The sequence below is a fragment of the Variovorax sp. genome (assembly GCF_965279555.1).
Classification (GTDB): Bacteria; Pseudomonadota; Gammaproteobacteria; order Burkholderiales; family Burkholderiaceae_C; genus Variovorax.
The window spans coordinates 2,229,874-2,249,762 of the sequence record NZ_OZ257247.1 but is presented as its reverse complement, the minus strand read 5'-3'; the positions used below and the strand labels follow the sequence as shown (position 1 = coordinate 2,249,762).

General features: G+C 66.8%; 19 protein-coding genes. 9 read left to right on the top strand and 10 right to left on the bottom strand.

Going from position 1 to position 19,889, the window contains the following annotated elements:
* Positions 1-260 precede the first annotated feature (260 nt).
* From ACQY8B_RS10825 to ACQY8B_RS10805, 5 genes are all read left to right on the top strand, one after another.
* Positions 261-1,127 carry a class I SAM-dependent methyltransferase gene (locus ACQY8B_RS10825; RefSeq protein ID WP_422086706.1) on the top strand — a complete coding sequence of 289 codons (867 nt, stop codon included), beginning with the start codon at positions 261-263 and terminating at the stop codon, positions 1,125-1,127.
* Between the two features lie 96 nt (positions 1,128-1,223).
* The gene (locus tag ACQY8B_RS10820) at positions 1,224-1,958 is read left to right on the top strand and encodes a peptidoglycan DD-metalloendopeptidase family protein (protein WP_422086705.1); all 735 of its coding nucleotides are present in this window, start codon (positions 1,224-1,226) and stop codon (positions 1,956-1,958) included.
* Between the two features lie 102 nt (positions 1,959-2,060).
* On the top strand, positions 2,061-2,249 hold the full coding sequence (locus tag ACQY8B_RS10815) for a hypothetical protein (RefSeq protein ID WP_422086704.1): 189 nt from the start codon (positions 2,061-2,063) through the stop codon (positions 2,247-2,249).
* Positions 2,250-2,415: 166 nt separating this feature from the next.
* Positions 2,416-3,543: a metallophosphoesterase family protein gene (locus ACQY8B_RS10810; protein ID WP_422086703.1), complete on the top strand. Its 1,128-nt coding sequence runs from the start codon at positions 2,416-2,418 to the stop codon at positions 3,541-3,543.
* Positions 3,540-6,176, top strand: a complete 2,637-nt coding sequence (locus ACQY8B_RS10805; RefSeq protein ID WP_422086702.1) for an AAA family ATPase — start codon at positions 3,540-3,542, stop codon at positions 6,174-6,176. Before ACQY8B_RS10810 ends, ACQY8B_RS10805 begins: the two co-directional genes overlap by 4 nt.
* An 18-nt stretch (positions 6,177-6,194) precedes the next feature.
* Here the strand turns inward: ACQY8B_RS10805 and ACQY8B_RS10800 are convergent, their stop codons facing one another.
* From ACQY8B_RS10800 to ACQY8B_RS10785, 4 genes are all read right to left on the bottom strand, one after another.
* Positions 6,195-6,971: a DeoR/GlpR family DNA-binding transcription regulator gene (locus ACQY8B_RS10800; protein WP_422086701.1), complete on the bottom strand. Its 777-nt coding sequence runs from the start codon at positions 6,969-6,971 to the stop codon at positions 6,195-6,197.
* A 102-nt stretch (positions 6,972-7,073) separates the two neighbouring features.
* Complete coding sequence (locus ACQY8B_RS10795) at positions 7,074-9,350, bottom strand: phosphocholine-specific phospholipase C (RefSeq protein ID WP_422086700.1); 2,277 nt, start codon at positions 9,348-9,350, stop codon at positions 7,074-7,076.
* A gap of 28 nt (positions 9,351-9,378) precedes the next feature.
* Positions 9,379-9,561: a hypothetical protein gene (locus tag ACQY8B_RS10790; protein ID WP_081269539.1), complete on the bottom strand. Its 183-nt coding sequence runs from the start codon at positions 9,559-9,561 to the stop codon at positions 9,379-9,381.
* Between the two features lie 47 nt (positions 9,562-9,608).
* The gene (locus ACQY8B_RS10785; protein ID WP_428745016.1) at positions 9,609-11,672 is read right to left on the bottom strand and encodes a LamG-like jellyroll fold domain-containing protein; all 2,064 of its coding nucleotides are present in this window, start codon (positions 11,670-11,672) and stop codon (positions 9,609-9,611) included.
* A 257-nt stretch (positions 11,673-11,929) separates the two neighbouring features.
* Between ACQY8B_RS10785 and ACQY8B_RS10780 the strand changes: the two genes are divergently transcribed.
* The 3 genes from ACQY8B_RS10780 to ACQY8B_RS10770 all read left to right on the top strand — a co-directional run bounded on the left by ACQY8B_RS10780 (position 11,930) and on the right by ACQY8B_RS10770 (position 14,085).
* Positions 11,930-12,367, top strand: a complete 438-nt coding sequence (locus ACQY8B_RS10780; RefSeq protein ID WP_422086698.1) for a hypothetical protein — start codon at positions 11,930-11,932, stop codon at positions 12,365-12,367.
* 69 nt (positions 12,368-12,436) lie between these two features.
* A complete protein-coding gene (locus tag ACQY8B_RS10775) occupies positions 12,437-12,754 on the top strand; it encodes a hypothetical protein (RefSeq protein WP_422086697.1) in 318 nt (105 codons plus the stop codon).
* 179 nt (positions 12,755-12,933) lie between these two features.
* Entirely contained in the window at positions 12,934-14,085 is a 1,152-nt protein-coding gene (locus ACQY8B_RS10770; RefSeq protein ID WP_422086696.1) for a hypothetical protein, read from the top strand.
* Between the two features lie 14 nt (positions 14,086-14,099).
* Here the strand turns inward: ACQY8B_RS10770 and ACQY8B_RS10765 are convergent, their stop codons facing one another.
* The 6 genes from ACQY8B_RS10765 to mltG all read right to left on the bottom strand — a co-directional run bounded on the left by ACQY8B_RS10765 (position 14,100) and on the right by mltG (position 18,754).
* The gene (locus ACQY8B_RS10765) at positions 14,100-14,780 is read right to left on the bottom strand and encodes an ankyrin repeat domain-containing protein (protein WP_081269534.1); all 681 of its coding nucleotides are present in this window, start codon (positions 14,778-14,780) and stop codon (positions 14,100-14,102) included.
* Entirely contained in the window at positions 14,777-15,583 is an 807-nt protein-coding gene (locus ACQY8B_RS10760) for a TatD family hydrolase (protein WP_422086695.1), read from the bottom strand. Before ACQY8B_RS10760 ends, ACQY8B_RS10765 begins: the two co-directional genes overlap by 4 nt.
* Before the next feature lie 87 nt (positions 15,584-15,670).
* Positions 15,671-16,057 carry a PilZ domain-containing protein gene (locus ACQY8B_RS10755; RefSeq protein WP_422086694.1) on the bottom strand — a complete coding sequence of 129 codons (387 nt, stop codon included), beginning with the start codon at positions 16,055-16,057 and terminating at the stop codon, positions 15,671-15,673.
* Positions 16,054-17,067, bottom strand: a complete 1,014-nt coding sequence (locus ACQY8B_RS10750; protein WP_422086693.1) for a DNA polymerase III subunit delta' — start codon at positions 17,065-17,067, stop codon at positions 16,054-16,056. Before ACQY8B_RS10750 ends, ACQY8B_RS10755 begins: the two co-directional genes overlap by 4 nt.
* On the bottom strand, positions 17,064-17,735 hold the full coding sequence (gene tmk, locus ACQY8B_RS10745) for a dTMP kinase (RefSeq protein ID WP_422086692.1): 672 nt from the start codon (positions 17,733-17,735) through the stop codon (positions 17,064-17,066). Before tmk ends, ACQY8B_RS10750 begins: the two co-directional genes overlap by 4 nt.
* A complete protein-coding gene (gene mltG / locus ACQY8B_RS10740) occupies positions 17,732-18,754 on the bottom strand; it encodes an endolytic transglycosylase MltG (protein ID WP_422086691.1) in 1,023 nt (340 codons plus the stop codon). The genes tmk and mltG overlap by 4 nt, the downstream gene beginning before the upstream one ends.
* Positions 18,755-18,867: 113 nt before the next feature.
* Here mltG and ACQY8B_RS10735 point away from each other — a divergent pair, with 113 nt between their 5' ends.
* Complete coding sequence (locus ACQY8B_RS10735; protein ID WP_422086690.1) at positions 18,868-19,803, top strand: YgfZ/GcvT domain-containing protein; 936 nt, start codon at positions 18,868-18,870, stop codon at positions 19,801-19,803.
* Positions 19,804-19,889 lie beyond the last annotated feature (86 nt).

Sequence of the window (19,889 nt, the reverse complement as noted above, 5' to 3'; positions counted from 1 at the left end):
GATATCGAGAGTGGGAGCGGGCCGGATCGGCCACTGCGCCCCATGCGCCAGGGAGAGCGCGGCAAGGCGGCGGCTCCAGAGGGAGAGATGCGGAAAACGCAGCGCCGATGCGCTCGCAAAATGAAACAAGGCCCCAAAGCGGGCTGTTATTAAGTGGCGAAGTCTGTAACCGGATAAAAAACCGCTGTACAAGGCCGAAAAACAAACAAGACTTCATGGTGTATCCGCGCTCATGCGGAATTCACTTTTGAAAGCCTCGAATGTTCAGCGACATCTTATTACCCGATGTAGTTCTCAATCGTCGCGGCCTCTATTACGAGTCTGTTATTCCGAACAATTCCGCAGGATTGACCGCCAATGCCGTTTATTTCGGCAACGAGGCATGGGCAAAGGAATACCTGGACTTCTGCCATCGCGATGCGCATTTCAGGAGCCGTTGGCTCGCGGCGGGCGGCGACTGGACGGACAAGGTGGTCATCGACCTGGGTTGCGGCCCCGGCAATGTCTTTGCCACGCTCGGCGGCAAACCCAGGATGCTGATCGGCGTGGATGTGGCCGGCGGCTCGCTCGAAATGGCTTCGCGTCTCGGCTACACGGCGGTGCTGGCCGATGCGGCGCACACACCGTTCCGATCGCGCGTGGCGGACATCGTGGCCATCAATGCGTCGCTGCACCATTGCGACGACATGAAGGCGGTATTGCGCGAAGGCGCGCGGCTCGTGAAACCCAATGGCCTGCTCATTACCGACCACGACCCGCAATTGACCGCATGGGATTACAAGGGCCTGGCCAAATGGATGTGGGACGCGCGCCTGTGGATCTACCGCATGACGCGGCACGGGTTTCACAAGACCGGCAACCAGCAGTCCTGCGGACTGCAGACCGAAGTGCACCACCGCCCCGGAGACGGCGTGACGCACGAACTGTTCAGGCGAACGCTGGAGCCGCTGGGATTCGAGGTCCGCATCCATCCCCACAACCACCAGATCGGCGCGCAGGCCCTGGAAGGCGAGGTCGGCCCGGCGCAATGGAAATACCGCATGGGCAACCGGCTGTCTGGCCGCGACCCGCGCGCGCCCGACAGCGCGCTGTCCCTCATGTGCATCGCCAGGCGCACCGCGACCTGACACGCCACCACCACCGTCCAGCCCCGGCCGCGACGGGTCTTCAGCCACTGCTGGTAGGCTCGAACGTCTTCAGGAAAAAAGGAACGGCTAGTGGTTGTGACAGGCAGGAACTGGCGCGCGTGCATCGCGCTGATCGCGGCATTGACCCTGGCGGCGTGCTCCACCACCAAGACCCCGGTGGCGGGCCCCGGCGAATACGTGGTGCAGCCCGGAGACACGCTCTACCGCATCGCCTCCAGGACCGGCCGCTCCCCCGGCGAGATCGCCCGCTGGAGCAACCTCCAGGACCCCGACCGCCTCGAAGCTGGGCAGGTGCTGCGCGTGGCACCGCCGGGCGGTGCTTCGGCGCCGTCGCCGGATGCATCAGCGCCGCCACCGCCGCCTTCAAGGGCTGGCGGCGCAGACCGCCCGAAGCCGCCGCGCCCCGCCGCGCGGGAGCCCGACCCGGTAGTGCCGCCAGCCGCGCGGCGCAGCGACTGGGGCTGGCCGGCGCAGGGCCAGGTCGTCGCGGGCTTCAACGGCTCCAGCAACAAGGGCATCGACATCGCAGGCAACGCGGGCGAGCCGGTGGTTTCCATCGGCAACGGCTCGGTGGCCGTCACCGAAACGCTGCGCGGCTACGGCAGCGTGCTCATGGTCGACCACGGGGGCTCCTACATGTCGGTCTACACCAATGTGCGCTCCGTGCTGGTGAAGCAGGGCCAGCGCGTGCAGCGGGGCCAGAAGATCGCCGAGATCGGCAATGCCGATGCCGGCCACCCCAAGCTGCACTTCGAGATCCGCTACCGCGGCAAAGCCGTCGATCCCCGGCAGTACCTGCCGGCACGGTAGGCGGGCAGGGCCTTTCGACCGAAAGTTATCCCACGGATTGGGGATGTTCCCGGTCCCCCGGAGGGCGCAGACTCGCGCCCTCATTCGTTAAGGGGGTACTACATGGAACTCACGTACTGGTTGCTCGTCGGCACAGTGTTGGCGCTGTTGCCCGCTGAATGGTTTTTGCTGGCCCCGTTCAGTCTCGGCTGGCAGCCCTTGCGCGAGCAGATCGCCGAGCAGGTCGCGCTTTCCGTCGCGCTGGCCGACGAATGCGCGGGGCCGTTCGAGAAGCCCACCATCTCGTTCTGAAAGAGCGGGCCTTCGCTCGGAGGCCCCGCCACACCCTCGCTGAAATCCCGGCTGCCGCAGCACTGCCGGACCAATCGTCCGTGTCGCCAGGAGATATCGCGGGCATCTAAGATGCTCGCTGTTTTGAGACGACCGGAAGACGCGAGAGGCAAAGGGAGGGCCACGCATGATTTCTTTGCTCCATACCGCGGATTGGCAGATCGGCCGCGTGTTCTCGCAGTTCGAGCCCGACGACGCCGCGGCGCTGTTCGAGGCCCGCTTCAAAGTGGTCGAGCGGCTGGCAGCCATCGCGAGCGAACGTGCCGTCGATGCGGTACTGGTGGCAGGCGACGTGTTCGACCTGCAGACGGTGTCCGACAAGACCATCCGCCGCATGTTCAACGCGATGCAGGGCTTTGCCGGGCCTTGGCTGCTGATTCCGGGCAACCACGACTCCGCCCTCGGCGAATCGGTCTGGAGCCGGGCCGCCAGGCTCGGCGCGGTGCCGTCGAACGTCGTGTGCTGCCTGGAGCCGGTGCCGCGCACCGTGGCCGGCAAGTTCACGCTGCTGCCCGCGCCGCTCACGCAGCGCCATACCTATGGCGACCTGACCGACTGGTTCGCTGCGACATCGGGTGAAGAAGAAAGCCTGCCGCGCATCGGGCTGGCGCACGGCTGCGTGCAGGGCATTCTTTCGGAAGACATCGACTCGGCCAATCCCATTGCGGCAGACCGCGCGGCGCAGGCCCGGCTCGACTACCTCGCGCTCGGCGACTGGCACGGCACGCGCCAGACCGACGAACGGACCTGGTACGCGGGCACGCCCGAGACCGACCGCTTTCGCGCCAACGACTCCGGGCAGGCGCTGCTGGTGACCATCGCAAGCGCAGGCGCATTGCCGCAGGTCGAGCCGGTGCGCACCGGCCAGTACGCATGGCAGCAGTGGGAGCCGCGCCTGTCCGTGGCCTCCGACATCGACGAGCTGGTGGAAAAGCTGAACCTCGTCGGCGCCAACGACGTGCTTCAACTGCGCGCGCAGGGCAGCTGCGACCTCGGCGGCCACAACAAGCTCGGCGCCGCGCTCGACACGGCCCGCGCCCGGGCCCGCGCGCTGGTGTGGGACGGCGAGGCATTGCGCCTCGAACCCACCGAGGAAGACATCCAGGCCCTGCATGCCGATGGTTTCGTCGGCGAGGCCCTGCAAGACCTGCGCTCGCAGCAGGACGGAGCCGATGCCGAACTGGCGCGCGACGCGCTGCTGACGCTGGCCCGCATCCTCGACGCGCAGGCTCCGCGCGCGGGAGCCTCGGCATGAGCATGAAGCTGCAACGCCTTCGCATCGAGAACTTCAAGCTGTTTCGTACGCCGCTGGAAATCGATGGCCTCACCGACGGACTGAACCTGTTCGCGGCGCCCAACGAATCGGGCAAGTCCACCGTCGCCGAAGCCATTCGCGCCGCGTTCTTCGAGCGGCACCGCTCAAGCGCGGTGGAGCATCTGCGACCGTGGGGCGAAAGCTCGGCGACGCCCACGGTCGAACTCGACTTCGAGCTCGACGGCAAGCCCTGCCGCCTGACCAAGGCCTTTCTCGGCAAGAAGCGCTGCGAACTCAGCATCGACGGCAAGGCGATGGACGGCGCGGTGGCGGAAGACCACCTGGCGGCGCTGCTGGGGTTCAAGTTTCCGGGCAAGGGCGCGAGCACGCCGGAGCACATGGGCATTCCGGGGCTGCTGTGGATCAGGCAGGGCACGTCGCACGACATCTCGAACGCGGTGGGCTTCGCGAGCGACCATCTGCGCAACGCGCTGGGCGAGTCGCTGGGCGAACTGGCGTCGAGCAATGGCGATGCGGTGTTGAAGGCGGTTGAAAGCGAGCGCAACGAACTGCTCACGCCCGCCGCCGGCACGCCGCGCGGCGCGTATGCGGATGCGATCAGGCTCAGGGATGAGCTTGACGCAGAACTGAAGCGGCTGCGCGTCGATATCGAGGCGTATCAATCGGGCGTCGACCGCCTTTCAAGCCTGCGCCGAGACCATCAGCGCGACGAGGCAGCAAGACCCTGGGCCGCGTTGCGAGAGCAGCTCGCCGGCGCGCAGCAGCGCCTGGACGATGCCAAAGGCTTGGCGGACCGCAAGGCCGTGCAGGACGCAGCGCTGCGGCAGGCCACGGTGCAGGTCAACGCCTTGCGCACCCAGTTGCAGGCAATGGAGCGCGAAGAATCGACCGTCGTCCAGCGCGAAAAGAATCTGCAGACGGTGAAGGAAGGCCTCGCCAAGGCCCTGGAAGAACTACAAGCCTGGGAGCCGCGCCATGCCGCTGCGGCGCAGGCCGACGCAGCCGCACGAGAAGCCCTGCGGCTCGCGCGCCAGTCGGCAGCACGCATCGCACAGGAAAAAGCCGTCGAAGGCCTCGCCGAACAACTCGCGCCTCTCATGCAAAGCCACGAGAAGGCAAAGGGCGAGCAGGACAAGGTCACGCGGCTGCAAGCCGAGGCGCAGGCGCTCGCTGTGCCCGAGGGTGAACTCAAGCGCCTTCAGCGCTGCGCGGACACGCTGCGCACCGCGCAGGCCAAGCTGGATGCGGTGGCCACCGCGCTGGAGTTCGACCTGCTGCCCGGCGCCGATGTGCACGTGGCGGGCGCGGCGGTATCGGGGCTGACGCGCCAGACCGTCATCGCCCGCACCGGCATCGAGATCGCAGGTGTTGGCCGCATCACGGTGCTGCCGGGCGGCGCCGACCTGGAAGGACTGGCCATCGAGCGCGACCGCGCGCGTGACGAGCTGGCCGAGCGGCTGCGGGCATTGCGTGCCGAGAGTGTCGCGGCCATCGAAGAGCGTGAACGACTGCAGGCATCGCGCAAGAGCGAAGCCGCCGCTGCGGTGGCTGTACTGGCAGCATTGGCGCCCAAGGGCCTGAGCGCATTGGCCGCCGACATCGCCTTGCGCGAGGCACGGCTGGTGGACGCCCGCCAGGTGCTGCAGGCCATGCCGGCATCGACCGATGCGCCGGCAACGCCGATCGCACAGGCAGAGTCGGAGGAGGGCGCCGCCCGCGCCGCGCTGTCGGACGCATCCGCCGCGCTGAATGACGCCAAGGTCGCGGCCGGCAATGCGCGCGAACAGGTCAAGGCCGCCGAGGCCGAGCTTGCCGCCGTGAAGGCCACCTTGAGCGATCCGCAGCGCGCCGGCCGCAAGGCCGATGCCGGCGCGGCACTGACCGACGCGCTGGCGCAGCACTCAGCCATCCAGGACAAGGTCGGTGAACTCGCGCAGCAGCTGCAGACGGTCAACCTGCCCGTGCTTTCGCAGGACGTCGAGCGGCTGGAACGCAGCGTGAAGCAGGCCGAGGCTGCGCACAGCCAGCGCGCGAACGACATCACCCGCCTCGAGGTCGAGCTTCAGGTAAAAGGCGCCGCGGGCCTGGAAGAAGCCGCGTCCGAGAAGCAACGCGAACTCGATCACGCTACGCGCCGGTGCGCGGAATTCGAGCGCCGCTCGAAGGCGCTCGACCATCTGCTCAAGCTGCTGCGCGAAAAGCGCTCGGCCCTGGCGCGCCGCTTGCGGGCTCCCCTGCAGAAGCACCTGGATCACTATCTGCAGATCCTGTTTCCGGGTGCGCAGGTCGAAGTCGGCGAAGACCTGTCGCCGGGCCGCATCACGCGCCAGGGCCTGCGCGGCGCCCAGAGCGGCGAGTTCGAAGAGCTGAGCGTCGGCGCGCGCGAGCAGATGGGCGTGGTCGCCCGCCTGGCCTACGCCGACCTGCTGAAAGAAGCGCGCAAGCCGACCCTGCTGATCCTCGACGACGCGCTGGTCAACACCGACGAAGAGCGCCTGAAGCAGATGAAGCGGGTGCTGTACGACGCGGCGACGCGGCACCAGATCCTGATATTCAGCTGCCACCCGGAGGCCTGGCGCGACCTTGGCGTGGTGGCGCGAAGCATTCCGTAGCGCGCCGCTTTTTCGCGCTCAGGCAATCAGCAGCCGCTCGCAGGCTTTGCGCAACGGCACAAGGGCGGGCAGCGTGCGCGCCTTGGCGTCGGTGACGATCGCGTCGATGTCTTCCGCGCTCGCATAGGTCACGCGGCTGGCCTGGCCGATCTTGGCGTGGTCGGCCAGCAGCACCAGCTGCTGCGCCTGTTCGGCCATGGCGCGGGCCACCGCCGCCTCATGGTGCTCGAAGCTCATGGCGCCGTGCCTGGCATGCAGTGCCACGGGCGACAGCATCGCGACGTCGGCGCGGTAGCGGCGGATGGCCTCCACCGTGATGTCGCCGCATGTGGCCTGCGTCTTCACGTCGATCTCTCCGCCCAGCAGGATGGTCTTGTTGCCGGTCAGCCGGCCTTCGCTGGCGCCTTCGAGCTTGAGCGCGATGCTCAGCGAGTTGGTGATGACAGTCATGCCGCTCAGCGCGGCAATCTCTTCCGCCAGGATCGACATGGTGCTGCCCGCGTCGAGGAACACCGTCTGCCCCGGCTGCAGCAGCGTGATCGCCGCCTTGGCGATGGCGCGTTTCTCGCGCTGCCGCGCCACCAGCCGCACGGCCAGAGGCGGCTCGGGCTCCACACCGGTGGCGATGGCGCCACCGTGAACGCGCCGCAACTCGCCCAGGCCCTCCAACTCGAGCAGGTCACGGCGGACGGTCTCGCGAGACACCGCAAGATCCTGCACGATGCGGTCGACGCTGAGTCGGGAGAAAGTGGCCAGCAGGCTGCGGATGCGCAGGAATCGTTCTTCTTGAAGCATTGAAACGCCGTGGTGAAAAGAAAGAGCGGCGCCATTGTGCCTACCACCGGCGCAATGCCGGTGGGAAACAGGCGGCCTCGCGGGGCGAAGCCGCCGTCGGCATCAGAGGTCGGCCATGCCCATCGCGGGATCGCTCACCGAGTGCTTGCCGGTTTCCACGCGGCCGGCAAAGCGGCGGTAGTAGCTGGCATCGGCGTCGCATGTCACTGCGAAGTCATACCAGCAGCCGCTGCCCGACAGGTCCCAATGCTGCTCGGCGACAGTGCCGCCACTCACCGTCGCGGTCCACGGACCGTCGTCGCGGTAGGCCTTGGCACGGATGGTGAACTTGCAGGCGTTCTTGCCGCCGTTGAGCATCTTCAGGTAGACGTTGCCGTTGGCGATGTCGTAGCACACGCGAACCTCGGGCACCGCCACGTCGCCCGCGCGCAGGGTGTTGAGGTTGCCCTTGAAGTGGCGGTGATAGCCGTTGGGGCCGAGCACCCAGAGGTCGTAGAAGCCGCTGTTGTCGGCCACCGGGTTCCAGGTGTCGTCGAGGGTCTTGCCGGCTTCGACCATGTAGCGGCGCGGCAGCAACCCGAGATTGAGCTTGTCATACACATGGAATACGGCGGCGGCTTTGCCGGTGTTGGCGAACAGCAGCTGCAGCTTGCCGTTGACGACGTCGCTGCGCGCGCTGGTGTGAAGCTCGTAGGGCAGGGCGCGCGAAGGGCGCGTGCCCGTCGCCTGGCGAGGCAGTTGCGGATCGAGCGGCACGGGGATCTGCGCCAGCGCCTGCTGGTCGGCACGCAACTGGTTGGCCTGGTCCTTGGTCTTGCGTCCGGCCAGCACCGGTAGCGCGTCGTTGTTGGGCGAGACGAAGTTGAAGGCGCTGGTCAGATCGCCGGCGATCGCGCGGCGATACGGCGAAATGTTCATCTCCTTGACTCCGAAGCGCGCCTCGAGGAAGCGCAGCACCGAGGTGTGGTCGAACACCTGCGAATTGACCCAGCCGCCGCGGCTCCACGGCGAGATGACATACATCGGCACGCGCGGTCCGGGACCGTAGACGCGACCGTCCGAAGGCACGGTGGTGCTGCCGACCAGCGGGTACGTATGGCGCTCGAAAGCCACGTCGGCATCGGACAGCGTGGTCTTGCCGGCGACGGCGCCCTTGGGGTTGGTGGGGTCGATCAGCGAAGGTGCCGACGGCGAGGGCATGTGGTCGAAGTAGCCGTCGTTCTCGTCGAAGTTGACGATGAACACCGTCTTGCTCCAGACGTCGGGGTATGCGGTGAGCGCGTCCAGCACCTCCTGGATGTACCAGGCGCCCTGCACAGGGCTCGAAGGGCTGGGGTGTTCGGAGTACGTGGCAGGCGCCACGATCCACGACACCTGCCGCAGCTTGCCGTTGGCCACGTCTTGCTTGAAGGTGCCGAGGAAGCCACCGTCGGGCATGGTGTTTGCAACGCCCTTGTAGAGCGGGTTGCCCGCGTCGTCGCTGGCGGGGTCATAGGCGGTCACGGTCTGGCCCGCGGGCGGACTGGCGTCGCCGTCGTAGCACATCTTGTTCTTGCCCGAGACTTTGTTGGCCATGCGGTACTGCTTAAAGCCGTGCAGCGGGTTGTCGGTGTAGTTGTCTGGCAGGTTCTGGTAGACGATCCAGCTGACCTTGGCTTCCTCCAGACGCTCTGGGTAGGTCTTCCAGTCGCAGCCGTATCCGGTCGAGTCGCCGTTGGGGTCCGTGTCCGGGTTCCACGGGTAGCGCAGGTTCTCCCAGGTGTTGTCGATCGAGGCCGTGCCCGCCAGACCGGTGCCGACCTGGCCAGACGGGCCATTGGTGCCGCTCCAATGGAACAGTCGGTTCGAGTTGGTGCCCGTATGCATGCCGCAGTGATAGGCGTCGCAGATCGTGAAGGCGTTGGCCAGCGCGTATTGGAAAGGGAGCTCGGCTTCCATGAAGTAGCCCATCGACGCGGTGTTCTTGTAGCGCGGCCACTGGTACATGCGTCCGCCGTCCCAGGCGTTCTGCGCATCGCCCCAGCTGTGCGGCGTGCCGCTCACGCGCTGCGCGTTGCCCTTGCTCTGGTCGAGGTGGTAAGGCAGCACGGGCTTGCCGTTGGCATCGCTCTGCTGCCAGACATTCATGCCCTTGGGCAGCGGAATGGTGAAGCGGTCGCCGAAACCGCGCACGCCCATCAGCGTGCCGAAGTAGTGGTCGAACGAGCGGTTCTCCTGCATCAGGATCACGACGTGCTCGACGTCCATGATCGTGCCGGTCTTGTTGTTGGCCGGAATGGCCAGCGCTCGGCGAATGCTGGGCGGAAAGGCGGTCAGCGCGACGGCTGCGAGGCCCGACGAGGCGGTGCCCTTGAGGAAATTGCGGCGTGAGTTCTTCATGGTGTTTTGTTCCGAGGCTTCGGGGGGGTCAGGGCGCGCAGCGCATCTCGGGCTTGACGCTGGTGTCAGGCTGCGCAGCCGGCGGCGTGGGCGTCACGGCGATGGGCACGCCACTACCGCCGCCTCCGTTGTTGCCGCCACCGCAGGCGGAAAGCACGCAGGCCAGGGCCAGCGCCGGGATCAGCCGTGGGGCCAGTGAAAGAAGTTGCATGGGAATGCTCTCTTGTGTCGTGTGTGGAGTGAGTGAGGCGGGATGGGTCAGGGCGCCAGCGTCGACAGGGGACGGGCGGCCTGGTAGATGCTCTTGATCTCGTCCGCGGTAAGCGCGCGGTTCCAGATCGCGAAGTCGTTGAAGTCCATGGCGCCGCGCGGTGCGCTGGTGCCTGCGCGCTTGTAATAGAGGCCGGTGCCGTCTTCGTTCAGGCCAATGCCGTTCTTGAGGCCGCCGAGCTTGGCGACCAGCGCGGCCGAAAGCGCCACGCCGCCGGTCTGCACGCCCTTCGCGGGATCGATGGCGTAGCCCTTCATCGCGAGTCCCGACTTGTCGATGACCATCGCCACGTAGGCCCACTGGCCGGCGCTCAGGAAATGGGCGCCGCTGATTTCTCCGCGCGAACCGCCCAGGCCTGTGTTGAACCGCAACTCGCAGTTGCCGAACATGCCGATGGCGATGCCCTCATTGCTGCCGCTGTCGTAATTCTTGTTGGCGATGACCGATGCGCCGTAGCCCACCCCCTGGGTGCAGGTGGCGTCGGTGCGCATCCAGAAGCCGATGGTGAAAGCGGTGACTGCGGGATCCGTCGTCACGTCGTTGGTCTGCATCAGGCGATAGCCCGACATGCCGGCCGCGTTCACGATGCGGTTGTCCACGCGCAGCGCCTTGGCCTTGAAGCTAGGCTTGAAGCCGTCGTCGTCCACCAGCGAACCGGCCGCGGCGTCCACGGCCCAGGGAGCGAGCGTCGAGGCGCCGGTCTTGACGTCCAGGGCGGGCAGCGCATCGAGCGGGTAGTAATTGACCAGCCCGTTGAGCAGCGAAGGCGGCAGCGGCACGGGCTTGACGGCGGTGATGGCAAGCGCGGTGTCGCCTGCCGCCACTGTGTAGAGGTAGCTGAAATTGCTGTCCTTCACGCCTTCGAGGGTGTCGATGTAGGCCGTGCTACCTGCAGCCAATGTGGCGACCGGCTTGCCGTCGCGCAGGATTTGCACCGGCACATTGGTGGTGCCGGCGAGCTTCCACGAGAGCTCGACGCTGTCCCTGTCGGCGCCGGTGCGGGCGGAAAGCTCGCGGATGCTCGTGGCGCCTTGCAGCGCGATGCCGCTCCAGGCGTAGTTCGCAGGTGCTGGCGTGGCACCCAGGTGGCGCAGCACGGTCGGCGCGATGTCGGTGGCGGCGGCCAGGCGAAGCAATGTGCTGTCGGTAGGCGCGGCCGTGTCGACGGCGGGCAATGCCGGAAGAGTCTTGTTGCTGGCGATGAACACGGTCTTGTCCGCGACGCCCTGCAGACCGGCGCTGGTGCCGAAGGCATCGAGGCCGTGGCCCGTGGTGAGGATGACGAGCCAGTCTTCCTTGGAGTCGTTGGCGGTGCGCTGCGAGATGCGCGTGAGCAGCTTGCCGACGGCTGCGGAGGTGTCCGAGATGGCCTGCTGGTAGTCAGTGCCCTTCAGCCCGCTGTTTGCAACCACGGCGGCAGGCGCGCCGTATTGCGCTACCAGCAGGTCGTAGCCTGCGTCGATGAGTTGAGAGGTACGGTCCGTCACGCAGGCATCGGCCCCCGCGCAGTCGACCGCGGCGTCGATTGCGCCAGGCTCGTTGCCCAGCAGAGCAGGGTAGAGCGCGTTCGCCGTGACGGCGCCGGTCTTGTAGCCGGCCGAGGCGTTCTGCTTGGCGATGGCGAAGATCGAGGGCGCGAGCTTGGCGTCGATGCGCTGGGCGCCGCCGTTGCCGCGCACGCCGTGGCGATTGGCCCAGGTGCCTGTCAGCAGCGTGGCCCAGCCCTGGCTGTCGGATGTGGGTTGCTCGCTGAGCGTGCCGGCGACGCCGCCGGTCCATGCGGGAGCGATGCGAAGCGACTGCAGCGCGGGCGCCTTGCCTTGCGCGACTGCATCGCGCAGTGCCGCATGCGTGAGGCCGTCGATCTCGACCACCAGCACCTTCGGGCCGCTCTTTCCCTGGTTGGTGGCGGGAGTCGATGTGCCGCCGGAGACAGGCGGAATGAACGCGCTGCCATTGCCTCCGCCGCCCCCGCCGCAGCCGGAGAGCAAGAAGGCGGTGGCGGCCCCCAAAGCTGCAAGCCCGCTTCTTGCGGTCGTTCCTCTGATCATGTTGTTCCCTCAAAAAGTTGAAATTCGCTCGCAACCCGAAGTGCGTTTGCTTGTGTTTGGGCATGAAAAGGTTGTTTGCATAAATTGCCACAAACACAATTAATGCCACCGATCTTGCGGTTGCCGAGTGACATCTCTTTGACAACGCTCACGGAACTACTCGTCGGGTGATGCGGCCCAGATGGCGGTGCCGCCGCGCGCTCTTTTTGCGCGCCGTCCTACGTTTGGAAAGCGCAGCAGAAATTCAGATGGCAGACATGCAAGGCTTTCTGAATCGCGCGCTACAGCTTCTTCAGCAACTGGCGTACGCCCGCGTGCTGTGCGAGTTCCATCGCATTCAGGATTTGCGTTGCAGGGCGTCCGATATCTGCAGCCACGGGTCAGTGACAGCGCAGGAGCGACTGGTGGCCTGCGAACAGCGCGTGGAAGCGTTTCAGCAGAACCTCGACAACCCCGACAAGGTAGCTGCCGTGCGCCTGGCGCGGGCGCTGTACCTGCGCATGCTGCTGGGCAGCGCCGCCAAGCGGCTGCAACCATGGAGCGACGGGGAAGACATCACGGACATGCCGCTGTCGCACATGTTCGAATGGATCTCGCACGACTTCGAACGGCTGGAACTGGCCGCGCTTGAAGATGCGATGACGCCGGCGGAGATCGTGATGTATGCGCGCTCGATCGAAGGCGTGCACGGGTGAATAGAGTTCTCGCTCGGCGAGCGTAGAAAAAAGGTTTCATCCTCCACCGATTTTCGGTAGAGTGATTCGATGCCCACCGTACTTTCTTTCCCGGCCCAGGCGCGCGCGGAAGAGCTAGCGTCGAGCCTGGAAGATTGCCAGGTCCTCGAGGTTTCGTTTGCCAACGGGCCACCGATGCCGGCAATCAAGGGCGGGTGCTTCCAGTTCGCCACTGTCTTCAAGGCATTCGGCGGGCAGTGGAACCATGCACGCAAGGTGCATGTTTTCTATGACTGGAGCGCTGTTGAAGCGTCGCTGGAAGCCGCGCTACGCCGGCAGGGGGATGGCGCCGAACACTCAGAGCAGGATTGGGATCAGGATTCCGGCTTCCGGGCCAGGGCGCGTTGAAGCTGCCGCAAGCGGGAGACCGCTCATCTCAGATACTTAACATAATGCACATTGTGTGGACAAACAAAGTTCCCGACGCTCCCGCACAACAACCCACATGAACATGGGACTTTCGTCCCATGCGCCATCGGCCCATCCCACCTAGCATCGACCACCCTCAGGACCATTGGAACTTTTTGATGCTCGATATTCCACAGACCACGTTCGATGAAGTGGGCAAGAACCTGTCCCAGTACTACGAAAAAGAAATGGCGGCTGGTGCCCGTGTCCTGTTGGACCGCATGCGCACGAAGGACTGGGGCGTGGTGAGCGCGGCTTTCGCTCAGAAATCCGACATGGTCGAGCGGACCTGGGATGCCTTCCGCGCCAAATCCAACGACAGCTTCAGCGTCCCGTACAAGAAGAAGCTGACCATGCTGCTGAGCGAATACTGCGGCAACACCGCCGACGTGCAGCGGCTGGTGGTCAAGGGCGTCGCAGCCCTGGCCCGGGCCGGGTTGGGCAAGATCCCGATTCCCGGTGCCTCGGTGCTCAAGACCCTGGTGACCAAAAGCGTCGGCATCGGCGTTTCCGCGGTCAGCGGCGTCGAAGGCGGGATCGACGGCTATCTGCACGGCAAGAGCATCAACGAGGCCGACACCGTGCTCACCAATCGCGGCAACCAGGAAACCGCCGTGCTCTTTCGCGACGATCGCGAGGCCATGGAGGCCGCCGAAGCTGCGATGAAGCAGTACAAGCACATAGCCAACCTGATCAACTCCATGCCGGACCAGATCACCGATCTCAACGACGCGGTGTTGTACCCGGGCGTTGCCGCCAAGGTGCGCATCTCCGCGTCGGATCTGCGCCAGCAGCTGATCAAGATCACCACCTTCGTGGAAGGCATGCAGATGCGCGCCGAGCGCGTCGCGGAACTGATGCACAAGGACTCCGACCAGATCGCGGCGCGCATGGTCGACGTTGCCAGGGACGTTGTGCTCAACGCTTACCACACGGCCCGCGCCGATGGCAGGCAGGCCCTGTCGGGCATGGCTGCCAAGGGCAAGCCTTATGAATACACCGCAAGGCCGATGCTCAAGCCGCTGTCCGCGTCCGAAGGCGGCATCACCCAACTGGCCAACCTGGTCGCCTATGCGCTGACACTCGGGCAACACGATGCACTCGAGATCTCGCATCCCACGTTGATGAATTCGTCGAACCCGGCCGTACAGGTCGGCCGTCCGCGCAGCAATGCGGTGGTTTCGCCCGGCGGATACCGCCCGCCTGTACCGCCGAGGCCACTGCCGCCGCGGCCGGTTCCGCCTCCCCTGCCCCCGCGGCCGGTCAGGTAAGCCCCGTCAGGCGCTCACCACTTGCCGTCCTTCGGCACGGCCTTGGGCGCATTGGCTCGGGCGCTGGCTGCTGCGGTGATCATCGAAGCGGCCTCCGAGCGGCTCGCCTTGTTCGCGAAGTCGACCGCCGTCATGCCCAGCTGGTTCTTCATGGTGATGTCCGCGCCCTCGTCCAGCAGCAGCTTCACGGCGTCGTTGGAGCCATACATGGCCGCCATCATCAGCGGCGTGGTGCCGTTGGGCGACTGCGCATCGATGAACGCGTAGTTCTCGAGCAGCAGCTTCATGATGGCAATCTGGCCGCTGGTGGCCGCGTAGTGCAGCGGCGTCCAGCCGGTCTTGTTGACGGCGGCGTCGCGCTTGAGCAGTTGCGCCACCACGTCTTGCTGGCCCTTGATCGCGGCCAGCATCAGCGGGGTTTCGTCCTTGGGGCTGGCGATGTCGACGTTGGTCTGCGGCGCGTCGATCAGCACCTTGATGACCTTCGGCGAGGGCTCGCGCAGCGCGATCAGCAGGCCGGTCTGGCCATGCTCGTCCAGCGTGTTGGGGTCGAAACCGCGCTGCAGCAGGTTGCGCACGCCGCTGGCGTTGTCGCCGCGCACGGCCCGGAAAAAGTCTTCGAAAGATCCGGCATGCGCTGCAAAAGACGCAGCAATGACAATGAGATAAATCGATTTCTTGAAGTAGTTTTTCATGATTTGACTTCCCTGAACAATGTTTCGAAGTTGTCGCTCGTGGCCTTGGCGACGGCTTCCACCGGCAGCTTGCGCAGCTCGGCGATCTGCTGCGCCACATACGGCACGTACGACGGATTGTTGGTCTTGCCCCGGTACGGCACCGGCGCCAGGTAGGGGCTGTCGGTCTCGATCAGCATGCGGTCGAGCGGCACGAAGGCGGCCACGTCGCGCAGGTCCTGCGCCTTCTTGAAGGTCAGGATGCCGGAAAACGAGATGTAGAAACCCAGGTCGAGCGCGGCGCGCGCCACCTCGGCGGTCTCGGTGAAGCAATGGAAAACGCCGCCGGCCGCCCTGCCGACGCCATCCTCGCCCTCCTCCTTCAGGATCGCCAGCGTGTCGGCAGAGGCCTCGCGGGTGTGGATCACCAGCGGCTTGCGCGTCTGCTGCGCGGCACGGATGTGCACGCGGAAGCGGTCGCGCTGCCATTCCATGTCGGAAATGCTGCGGCCACCCTTGCGCTCTTCCATCTGGTAGTAGTCGAGCCCGGTTTCACCGATGGCCACCACGCGGGGGCGCGCCGACAGGCGCACCAGGTCTTCGACCGTCGGTTCCGCTATGTCCTCGTTGTCGGGATGCACACCCACGCTGGCCCAGAAGTTGTCGTAGCTGGCGGCCAGCGCCTGCACGTCGTCGAACTCCTCGAGCTTGGTGCAGATGCACAGGGCCCGGTCGACCTGCGCGGCGGCCATGGCTGCGCGGATCTGCGGCATCTGGTCCGCGAATTCGGGAAAGGTGAGGTGGCAGTGGGAGTCTGTGAACATCGGAAATGGAAAGGTGCGCGGCACCGGCCCGGGTTGTGGGAGACGGTGCCGTGTACGGAGTTCCGCGTCACGAGGACGGCGGGAAACTCAAATGGTCTGTGTCGGGCGATCGGAGGCCATGGAGCCGCCCAGCGCCGCTTCGATGCGCGCCTTGAGCTGGCGCGACTTCTCGTCGGAAGGAAAACGGATGCCCACGCCCGGCGCCCGGTTGCCGGCTGCGCGCGGCGGCGTGATCCAGGCCACCTTGCCAGCCACGGGGTAGCGCTGCGGGTCTTCGGGCAGCGTCAGCAGCACGTAGACATCGTCGCCCAGCCGGTACTCGCGCGAGGTCGGGATGAAGATGCCGCCCTCCGCGAACAGCGGTATGTAGGCCGCATACAGCGCACCTTTCTCCTTGATGGCGAGCTGGATGACGCTCGGCCGGGCGGGTGCGGGGGCTGCTGCGGGCGCAGCGGAGGCGACGGGTTGGTTCATGTTCGACGAGCGGCAGAGTTTAGGGTCGTTCGCGCTTCGCTCACAAGCGCTTCGAGCATGAGGCCCGCATTGAACGGATGCTCCGCGGTCCTCGCGGCACTGGCCAGGGACTTCGACCAGCGCGCCAGCGCCAGCCGCGAAGGCGCCGCAGGCAGGTCGGCCGCGTCGAAAAACCGGGGTTCGGCTCCGTTGCCGATCGCCATCAGGTCGTGGCAGAGCTTTTGCAGCGCACCCACCGCCTGGGCCGGCGCGTGGTCGGCCAGCGCGCCCACGTCGCCGCGCGTCATGGCCTTGGGCAGCAGCGACCAGGCCTTGGGCGATTGGCCGGAGCGGGCCAGCCTCAAGGCATCGCTGGGCCGGCCGCCGGCCGCGCGCAGCAGTGGCGCGGCATCGGCGGCGGGCACGCCCTGCGCTGCAAGCCACGCTTCGGCCTCGGCGGTTTCGGGCCACGGCAGTGTGAAACCCAGGCAGCGGCTGCGGATGGTCGGCAACAGCTGCCACGCGGCTTCGCTGGCAAGCACGAAGCGCACGTCGCCCACGGGCTCCTCGAGCGTCTTCAGCAGCGCGTTGGCGGTGATGGTGTTCATGCGCTCGGCAGGGTACACCAGCACCACCTTGCCGCGTCCGCGGGCACTGGTGCGCTGGGCAAAGCCGACCGCGTCGCGCATTGCCTCGACGCGGATCTCGCGGCTTGCCTTGCGTTTCTTGTCGTCGATGTCGGACTGGGCTTTTTCGTCGAGCGGCCAGCCGAGTTCCTGCATCGCGACCTCGGGCATCAGCACGCACAGGTCGGCATGGGTACGCACCTCGATGGCATGGCAGCTCTGGCAGTGGCCGCAGGCGGTGCCTTCGTCCGTCGGCTGCTCGCACAGCCAGGCGGAAGCCAGCGCCAGGGCCAGTTCGTACTGGCCGATGCCGGACGGGCCTTGAAGCAGCCAGGCGTGGCCGCGCTGACGCAGCAACTCGGCCAGCGGACGGCGCAGCCAGGGAGACAGTGCCTGCGTGCTCATCGTGCAGTTCCACCCAGCGGCAGCAGCACGCCGCGCGCCAGCAGCGCGGTTTCGATCTGCTGCCAGACCTGGTCGCGCGCCTGGCTGGCGTCGATGCGCAAGAAGCGCTTGGCATCGGCGGCGGCACGGTCCGCGTAGCCCTGCGCCACACGGCGGAAGAACTCGACCGGCTGGGCTTCGAACTTGTCCGGCACGCGCGCGCCGGCCAGCCGCTGCGCGGCGATCTCGGGAGCCAGGTCGAACCACAGCGTGACGTGCGGCTGCAGCAGCGCGGACGCGGGCAGCGCCGCCCTGCCCGCCTGCACCCATTGCTCGAGCGTCGACAGCACGGCCGCATCGAAGCCGCGCCCTGCCCCCTGGTAGGCGAAGGTGGCGTCGGTGAAGCGATCGCACAGCACCACGTCGCCTCGCGCCAGCGCCGGCTCGATGACCTGAGCGACATGGTCGCGGCGCGCCGCGAACACCAGCAGCGACTCGGTCAGCGGGTCCATCGGCTGTTCCAGGATCAGCCCGCGCAGCGTTTCGGCCAGCGGCGTGCCGCCGGGCTCGCGCGTGCGCACCACCACGCGGCCCTGGGCCTTGAACAGCGCCTCCAGCGCGTCAAGGTGGCTCGACTTGCCCGCGCCGTCGATGCCTTCCAGCGTCAGAAACAGACCTTGGTCGCTCATTGGGTTCCCTTGGGTTTGGGGTCGCCGCCGCCGCGCTGGTAGCGATTGACCGCGCGGTTGTGGTCGTCGAGCGAGCTGCTGAACTGGCTGGTGCCGTCGCCGCGCGAGACGAAATACAGCGATCTGCTTTGCGCCGGCTGTACGGCAGCCAGCAGCGCGGCCTTGCCGGGCATGGAGATCGGCGTGGGTGGCAGGCCGCCGCGGGTGTAGGTGTTCCAGGGCGTGTCGGTCTGCAGGTCTTTCTTGCGCAGATTGCCGTCGAAGGCGGTGCCCATGCCGTAGATGACGGTCGGGTCGGTCTGCAGCGGCATGCCGATGCGCAGGCGGTTGGTGAAGACCGCCGCGATCTCGGCACGATCGTTGGCCTTGCCTGTCTCTTTTTCGACAATGCTGGCCAGAATCAGTGCCTCGTCGGCCGACTTGAGCGGCAGGTCGGAGGCGCGGGCGGCCCAGGCGGCTTCCAGCTTCTTGTCCATGGCCCGCATCGCGCGCTGCAGCAGGGCGATGTCGGTCGAGCCCTTCGAGTAGGTGTAGGTGTCCGGGAAAAAGCGCCCCTCGGGGTGCAGGCCGGGCTTGCCCAGCTTGGCCATGAGCGCCTCGTCGGTCAGGCCGATGCTCTCGGGCTTCAGCTGGTCGGCCTTGGCCAGCGCGGCACGCACCTGGCGAATGTTCCAGCCCTCGACCAGCACCAGGCTGCGCGTGGCTTCCTCGCCGCGCACCAGGATGTTGAGCAGCAGCTTGGGCGTGACGCCGCGTTCCAGTTCGTAGCTGCCGGCGCGCATCTGGCGGTCTTGTCCCGACACGCGGAACCAGAGGTAGAGCAGTTGCGGCTGCACGTCGACGCCGGTGTCGGCCACCGCCTGCGCGATACCGCGCGGCGTGGTGCCGGGCTCGACCGACAGGTCGACACTGGGCGCAGGCAGCTTGAGCGGCTGGTGCACCCACCAGAGACCGGCACCGCCGAGCGCGAGCACGGCCAGGGCGGCGAGCAGGAAAAGCGTGAGGAAAAAGCTGCGCACGGATCCGATATGGGGGAAGACGGAAGAAAGAAGAAAAAGAGGTGGCCCCGCGAGCCGCAGGGAGGGAACCCCTGCCGCTCCGAAGGAACAGGCCCGGCCATGATAATTCAGCGATGACCACTGTCGTTCTCAATGGCGTGACCGCCCTCTCCCCCGCCGGCCACCTCGGCGTGATCCGCGCCGAGGGCCCCGACGCCGCCAGCTTCCTGCACGGCCAGCTGACACAGGACTTCTCGCTGCTCGGCGCCGCCGACGCCCGGCTGGCTGCCCTGTGCACGGCCAAGGGCCGTGTGATCGCGAGTTTCATCGGCATCAAGCCGCAACCGGAGCTGATTCTTCTGGTCTGCAGCCGCGACATCCTTGCCGCGACCCTCAAGCGCCTGTCGATGTTCGTGCTGCGCGCCAAGGTCAAGCTGACCGACGCGACCGACCAGTTCGCGCTCTACGGCCTGGCCGGCACCGCGCTGGCGGACAACGGCCTCGACGCCGCGCTGCCCCCCGGCAAGCGCGTTGCCGTGGGCGACGATGTGAGCGTGGTTTCGCTCTACCCGGCCGATGGCGTGCCGCGTGCGCTATGGATCGCCCCGGCCGGCCATCCCGCCCCCGTGGGCCCGGCGCTCGACGACAGCCTGTGGCAGTGGAGCGAGGTGCGCAGCGGCATCGTGACCCTGACCACCCCGGTCATCGAAGCCTTCGTGCCGCAGATGATCAATTACGAGTCGGTCGGAGGCGTCAACTTCAAGAAGGGCTGCTACCCCGGCCAGGAAGTGGTGGCGCGCAGCCAGTTCCGCGGCACGCTGAAGCGGCGCGCCTACCTCGTGCAGGCCGATGCGCCAGTGAGCGTCGGACAGGAAGTGTTCGCGGCCAACGACGCCGAGCAGCCCGTGGGCACCGTGGCACAGGCCGCGCCCGCGCCGGGCGGCGGCTGGGCGGCGCTGGTGTCGATGCAGATCGCCGCGCTGGAAGCCGGCGGCCTGCGTGCCGGCGCGGCCGACGGCCCCGCGCTCACGGTCGAGCCGCTGCCCTACCCGCTGCTCGAAGACATCTGATTTATCGGACCCCCAACGCCCCGCGAACGGGCGTTTGGCGCTGTCGAACAGGCAGCGCCATTTTTTTGCGCGTCGTTTAACCCCGT

What these genes read in the sequence shown, in the direction of transcription:
- ACQY8B_RS10825 (WP_422086706.1), top strand. Translation starts at nt 261, where the DNA reads ATGTTCAGCGACATCTTATTACCCGATGTAGTTCTCAATCGTCGCGGC.
- ACQY8B_RS10815 (WP_422086704.1), top strand. Translation starts at nt 2,061, where the DNA reads ATGGAACTCACGTACTGGTTGCTCGTCGGCACAGTGTTGGCGCTGTTG.
- ACQY8B_RS10810 (WP_422086703.1), top strand. Translation starts at nt 2,416, where the DNA reads ATGATTTCTTTGCTCCATACCGCGGATTGGCAGATCGGCCGCGTGTTC.
- ACQY8B_RS10805 (WP_422086702.1), top strand. Translation starts at nt 3,540, where the DNA reads ATGAGCATGAAGCTGCAACGCCTTCGCATCGAGAACTTCAAGCTGTTT.
- ACQY8B_RS10800 (WP_422086701.1), bottom strand. Translation starts at nt 6,971, where the DNA reads ATGCTTCAAGAAGAACGATTCCTGCGCATCCGCAGCCTGCTGGCCACT.
- ACQY8B_RS10795 (WP_422086700.1), bottom strand. Translation starts at nt 9,350, where the DNA reads ATGAAGAACTCACGCCGCAATTTCCTCAAGGGCACCGCCTCGTCGGGC.
- ACQY8B_RS10790 (WP_081269539.1), bottom strand. Translation starts at nt 9,561, where the DNA reads ATGCAACTTCTTTCACTGGCCCCACGGCTGATCCCGGCGCTGGCCCTG.
- ACQY8B_RS10785 (WP_428745016.1), bottom strand. Translation starts at nt 11,672, where the DNA reads ATGATCAGAGGAACGACCGCAAGAAGCGGGCTTGCAGCTTTGGGGGCC.
- ACQY8B_RS10780 (WP_422086698.1), top strand. Translation starts at nt 11,930, where the DNA reads ATGCAAGGCTTTCTGAATCGCGCGCTACAGCTTCTTCAGCAACTGGCG.
- ACQY8B_RS10775 (WP_422086697.1), top strand. Translation starts at nt 12,437, where the DNA reads ATGCCCACCGTACTTTCTTTCCCGGCCCAGGCGCGCGCGGAAGAGCTA.
- ACQY8B_RS10770 (WP_422086696.1), top strand. Translation starts at nt 12,934, where the DNA reads ATGCTCGATATTCCACAGACCACGTTCGATGAAGTGGGCAAGAACCTG.
- ACQY8B_RS10765 (WP_081269534.1), bottom strand. Translation starts at nt 14,780, where the DNA reads ATGAAAAACTACTTCAAGAAATCGATTTATCTCATTGTCATTGCTGCG.
- ACQY8B_RS10760 (WP_422086695.1), bottom strand. Translation starts at nt 15,583, where the DNA reads ATGTTCACAGACTCCCACTGCCACCTCACCTTTCCCGAATTCGCGGAC.
- ACQY8B_RS10755 (WP_422086694.1), bottom strand. Translation starts at nt 16,057, where the DNA reads ATGAACCAACCCGTCGCCTCCGCTGCGCCCGCAGCAGCCCCCGCACCC.
- ACQY8B_RS10750 (WP_422086693.1), bottom strand. Translation starts at nt 17,067, where the DNA reads ATGAGCACGCAGGCACTGTCTCCCTGGCTGCGCCGTCCGCTGGCCGAG.
- tmk (WP_422086692.1), bottom strand. Translation starts at nt 17,735, where the DNA reads ATGAGCGACCAAGGTCTGTTTCTGACGCTGGAAGGCATCGACGGCGCG.
- ACQY8B_RS10735 (WP_422086690.1), top strand. Translation starts at nt 18,868, where the DNA reads ATGACCACTGTCGTTCTCAATGGCGTGACCGCCCTCTCCCCCGCCGGC.